This is a genomic window from Amycolatopsis sp. SID8362, assembly GCF_010550475.1.
In the GTDB taxonomy this organism is placed as follows: Bacteria; Actinomycetota; Actinomycetes; order Mycobacteriales; family Pseudonocardiaceae; genus Amycolatopsis; species Amycolatopsis eburnea.
Genome location: NZ_JAAGNB010000194.1, coordinates 1 through 4,459, shown reverse-complemented (window position 1 = coordinate 4,459; position 4,459 = coordinate 1). Strand labels below are relative to the sequence as shown.

Annotated in this window: 6 protein-coding genes; 1 reads left to right on the top strand and 5 read right to left on the bottom strand. The window is 71.6% G+C overall.

The window, feature by feature from the left end; translation table 11 throughout:
• The 5 genes from G3I65_RS07140 to G3I65_RS58725 form a co-directional block, all read right to left on the bottom strand.
• Window positions 1–717 (bottom strand): branched-chain amino acid ABC transporter permease (locus tag G3I65_RS07140; RefSeq protein WP_160695383.1); only part of this gene is annotated, 717 nt, incomplete at its 3' end.
• Between the two features lie 10 nt (window positions 718–727).
• Complete coding sequence (locus G3I65_RS07135) at window positions 728–1,900, bottom strand: ABC transporter substrate-binding protein (RefSeq protein ID WP_160695382.1); 1,173 nt, start codon at window positions 1,898–1,900, stop codon at window positions 728–730.
• Window positions 1,897–2,292 (bottom strand): nuclear transport factor 2 family protein, encoded by a 396-nt coding sequence (locus G3I65_RS07130; protein ID WP_160695381.1) that lies wholly within the window; start codon window positions 2,290–2,292, stop codon window positions 1,897–1,899. Before G3I65_RS07130 ends, G3I65_RS07135 begins: the two co-directional genes overlap by 4 nt.
• Before the next feature lie 13 nt (window positions 2,293–2,305).
• Window positions 2,306–3,067 carry a MoaF C-terminal domain-containing protein gene (locus G3I65_RS07125; protein ID WP_160695380.1) on the bottom strand — a complete coding sequence of 254 codons (762 nt, stop codon included), beginning with the start codon at window positions 3,065–3,067 and terminating at the stop codon, window positions 2,306–2,308.
• Window positions 3,068–3,210: 143 nt separating this feature from the next.
• Window positions 3,211–4,158, bottom strand: a complete 948-nt coding sequence (locus G3I65_RS58725) for a helix-turn-helix domain-containing protein (RefSeq protein WP_160695379.1) — start codon at window positions 4,156–4,158, stop codon at window positions 3,211–3,213.
• A 107-nt stretch (window positions 4,159–4,265) separates the two neighbouring features.
• On the opposite strand from G3I65_RS58725, the gene G3I65_RS07115 reads away from it, so the two are divergent.
• The coding region (locus G3I65_RS07115) for a helix-turn-helix transcriptional regulator (protein WP_160695378.1) at window positions 4,266–4,459 on the top strand (194 nt) is incomplete at its 3' end.

Sequence of the window (4,459 nt, the reverse complement as noted above, 5' to 3'; positions counted from 1 at the left end):
CGCCACGGCCAGGTCCAGCCGGCGGAAGCCGCCGAGCAGGGCCGCCGCGGCGGCCGGGACCACCAGCATCGCCAGCGACGTCGGGTCGTTGGACTGCGACGGCGCCACGATCGACACCGCCAGCGTCGCGATCACGCCCGTCGCCGTCCACACCCCGACCGACAGCGGCCGGGCCGGGATGCCCAGCAGTTCCGCCGTCGTCGGGCGCTCCGACAGCGCCCGCAGCCGGACGCCCAGCGCCGTGCGGGCCAGCACCGCGCGGCAGCCCAGCGCCACCAGCACGGCCAGCGCGACCGTCACGACGGTGACCTGGCTGACCACCACCCCGCCCACGGTGAACGCCGGCCCGGCCAGCAGCGGGTGGAACGGCTGCGGCTTGTTCCCGAACAGGATGAACGCCAGCGAGATCAGGAGCAGGAGCACCGCGACCGTCACCGCCGACCGCGTCCCCGTGTCGGCCTCGGCCAGCCACGTCGAGACGATCCAGCCGAGCACCGCGCTCAGCGCGCCGCCGAGCAGGATGCCCGCGAGCGTCGCCAGCCACTCCGGGAAGCCGAGGTGGACGGCGAGGAAGACGGCGACGTAGCAGCCGAACATCCCGGTCGCGGACTGGGCGAAGTTGACCACCCGCACCAGCCGTGACATCAGGGTCAGGCAGACCGCGAGCACCGCGTAGAGGCCGCCGGCGGCGAGGCCGGCCAATGCGCCCTGCAGCATGGACGTCCTCCTAGGACCGCGGGATCCGCAGCCAGTCCCGCGCCGACAGCTCCCACTTGTTCGCGCCGGTGGCCAGCTTGATCGGCCAGCCCGCGGTGTTGTCGTGGTGCGCCTGCGCGGGCCCGAACACGTACGGCGTGCCGACCATCGGGTCGCTGATCGGCTTCATCTCGCGCAGTGCCTTCGTCACGGTCTCGCGCGTGATGTCGCCCTTCATCCCGCGCAGGACCGCGAGGAAGTACTTCGCCGCCAGGTAACCGCCCTGGCTGAACGACGTCAGCGGGATCTTGTTCTTCGTCATCAGGTCCCGCCACTCCTTGTTGGCGGGCGCGGCGGCGTCGGTGAACGGGTAGAACTCGGCCGGCACGTACACCCCGGCACCCGCGTTCGAGATCGCCTTGGCGTAGTTCTCGCTGTAGACGCTGGTCAGCAGCAGCCACGTGACGTCGGTCCAGCCCTGCGCCTGCGCGGCCTTGAGCTGGCCGATCGAATCCGGCTCGACCGGGTTGACCGTGATCGCCTTGCAGCCCGCCGCGCGCGCCTTGACGATGTAGGGCGTGTAGTCCGACCCTCCATAAGGGACGGTCGAGTCGACGTACTTCAGCTTCTTGCCGGTGATCTTCGTCCATTCGCCGATCGCCGCCTGGTACGCCGGGAGCGTGTTGCCGGCGATCTCCAGCAGCGCGCAGACGTCGTCCAGCTTGAGCACTTCCGAGCCGTACAGCAGGGTCAGCGTCATGTCGTGGAACGGCCCGACGTTGACCGGCGCGATGTTGGGGCTGGAGAAGCACGCGGGGTCGACGCCGATGCCCGGCATCGACAGGATCTTCTGTTGCTCGTAGTACTTCTCGTTGATCTCGCACTCGATCAGGCTCGACGACCCGACCAGCGCGACGGCCGAGTCACCGCCGACGACCTCGCGCGCGGCGGCCGCGGCGGCCGACGGGTCGCCCTTGTCGTCGATCGCCTTGTACTCGATCTGGCGGCCGTTGACGCCGCCGGCGGCATTGGCCGCGTCGAACACGGCTTTCGCCGCCTGCGACGACTCCGGGAAGGTGGCCGCGCCGCTGAGCGCGTTCACCGAGCCGACGACGATCGGGCCGCTCGCCCCGGCGTCGGAACCGGCGCAGCCCGCGGCGGCCAGGAGCACGGCGGCCGCGAGGGCGGGAAGGACTTTTCTCATTGCTGCTCCCGGGTTGCGGCCACGACGGGCGCGGAGTCGACGATCTGCTCGAAGGCGGCGACCTCGCCGCCGTCGAAGCGCCACAGGTGCGCGACGCGGGCGGTGAAGGACCGGCCGGTCCGGCGGTGCGTGCCGGTGTAGGTGCCGACGCCGATCACCGTTTCCCCGGCGTCCAGCAGGTCTTCGAGGGTGAAGCGGTAGCCGTCCCAGTCCCGGCCGATCGCCGCGAAGACGTTTTCGGCGACCTCGTCGGGGCCGGTGTACGTTCCGGCGTAAGGAAAACCGGCGGCTTCGGTCCACGTCGTCTTCGGCCCGAGCGGGGCGAGCATGCCGGGCAGGTCGCCCCGGTCGCTGGCGGCGTAGTGCGCGCGGATGACGTCCACATTGGACACGTGAGGCTCTCCTTCAGACGGGCTGGGCGTCGGGGTAGCTGACCGAGCCGAGCGGGTAGACGTGCCCGCCGGCGCGCGAGTGCTCGGAGCGGCCGTCGCCGGTCAGGCCGAGGAACACGCCGGTGGTGCGCAGCGCGTAGCCGAGGTCGTGCAGCCACACGCTGGCCACGGCGATCCGGAACTCGCGGAAGCAGAACAGGTACAGGCCGTCGGCGAACTTCCACACCGTCGACAGGTCCATGTCGCCGTGCCCGCGCTGGACCCCTTCGAGGCACTGCCAGGCGTAGCGCTCGGAGGAGACGTAGACGTGCTCGTAGAGGTGATCGGGGCTGTAGCGGTAGAGGTTCCGCTTGCCGATCAGGTCGCGCGACGGGCCCGGCACGTCGCCGGTGGGCGTGCCGCCGTCGGTGACGCCGCTGCGGAAGTGCTGCGACACCCGGGGAACGACGTCTTCGGCGCCGATCACCGAGCGGACGGCGAGCGCGCGGTGCGACGTCGTGGAGTACACGACGGTGAGCGCTTCGCCGTCGACGCTGGTGAGCGGCAGGTTCACGAAGAAGACGTCGTCGCGCACGGCGACGGCGTCGTACGGGTCCTCGACGCCGTTGCACACGACGTGCTCGGCGTCTTTGAAGCTCAGCGAGAGGACTTCGCCGTCGTCGAGGGTGATCGTGACGTCCCGGCCGGTGAGGTCGGCGTCGGGCAGGCGGTAGGTGGCGATCCCGGCGGCGAACTCGTCGTAGGTGCGCCAGCCGTCGGTGGGGGCTTCGGGCATGGCCTCATCGTCGGGCGGGTGCCCCGTCCGGGCGAGCGGTCACGCGCTGCGGGGCAACTACCGGACGCTGACGGTCAACTCGCGGCGCAATTGGCTCGGCGCCCGGCGGAGCGCCGCCGGTCACTCGGAAGTCGGGCGGGTGGTCACGTGCTGCGGGTGGCGGTCAACTCGCGGCGCAGTTCGCTCGGCGCCCGGCCGAACGCCGTCTTGAACACGCGGCTGAAGTGGGCGGCGTCGACGAAGCCCCAGCGGGCCGCGATCGCCGCGACCGGGCGGGCGGCGTGGACCGGGTCGAGCAGGTCGCGGCGGCAGTGCTCGAGGCGGCGGGCGCGGATCCAGCCGGACACCGTCGTGCCCTGCTCCTGGAACAGCCCGTGCAGGTGGCGCGTCGAGATGAAGTGCTCGGCGGCGATCCGCGCCGGTGTCAGGTCCGGGGCGTGCAGGTTCGCGTCGATGTGCGCGCGGATCCGGCGCATCAGCTCGTGGTGCGGGTCGGCGTTGCCGTGCGCGAGGTCGAGCTCCGTGGCGACGAGCGTCGAGAGCAGGTCGACCGCGCTGTGCGCGAGCCGCGCGCCCGCCGGGCCGGCCAGTTGCTCGAGGTTGCCGCCGAGCTGGGCGAGGAAGGGCACGACAACGTTGCCGACGCCCTCCTTGCCCGACATCCGCACCGCGGTCAGCCGTCCGACGAGCTCGGCGGGCAGGTCGATCAGACGCTGCGGGAACATCACGACCAACGTCCGGAAATCCTCTTCGAACACCAGCGAGTACGGCCGGTGCGTGTCGTAGAGGGCGACGTCGCCGGGGCGCAGCACGGCCTGGCGGTCGTCCTGCACGAGCAGCCCGGTGCCGGCCAGGATCAGGCTCAGCTTGTAGTAGCGCCGCTCGGCCCGTGCGATCAGCTCGGGCGTGCGTTCCACGACGTGGGGCGACGCGGTCACCTCGGAAACCTGCACCTCGTCGGCGGCCGAGGAGCGGATCCGGCCGCGGAAGGCGTCGCCGCCCGCCGTGACGTGCAGCGGGACGAACGACTGCGAGACGGCGGTGCGGAACTCGGTGAAGTCGCGGGCGATGAGGGTCGTGGGGGCGGGCACGGGTCACCTCGCAGCGTCGGGAGGAGGACAGCGTCGTATACGATAAGCGATACGATCTTCCGCGACAATGCTCCGGCTAGGATTTCGCGCCGGGGAGAGGGGCGCGGATGGAGTCGTTCGGGGCACGGCTGCGCCGGTTGCGGCGCGCGGCCGGGCTGACCCAGGAGACGCTCGCCGAGGCGTCCGGGCTCAGCGCGCAGGCCGTCGGCGCGCTCGAACGCGGCGAACGCCGGTTCCCGCACCGCGAAACCCTCGATCGGCTCGCCGACGCCCTCGACCTGGCCGGGGACGCCCGGACGGA

Excerpts from the sequence above, each read along its gene's own strand:
- G3I65_RS07135 (WP_160695382.1), bottom strand. The coding sequence starts at position 1,900 with ATGAGAAAAGTCCTTCCCGCCCTCGCGGCCGCCGTGCTCCTGGCCGCC.
- G3I65_RS07125 (WP_160695380.1), bottom strand. The coding sequence starts at position 3,067 with ATGCCCGAAGCCCCCACCGACGGCTGGCGCACCTACGACGAGTTCGCC.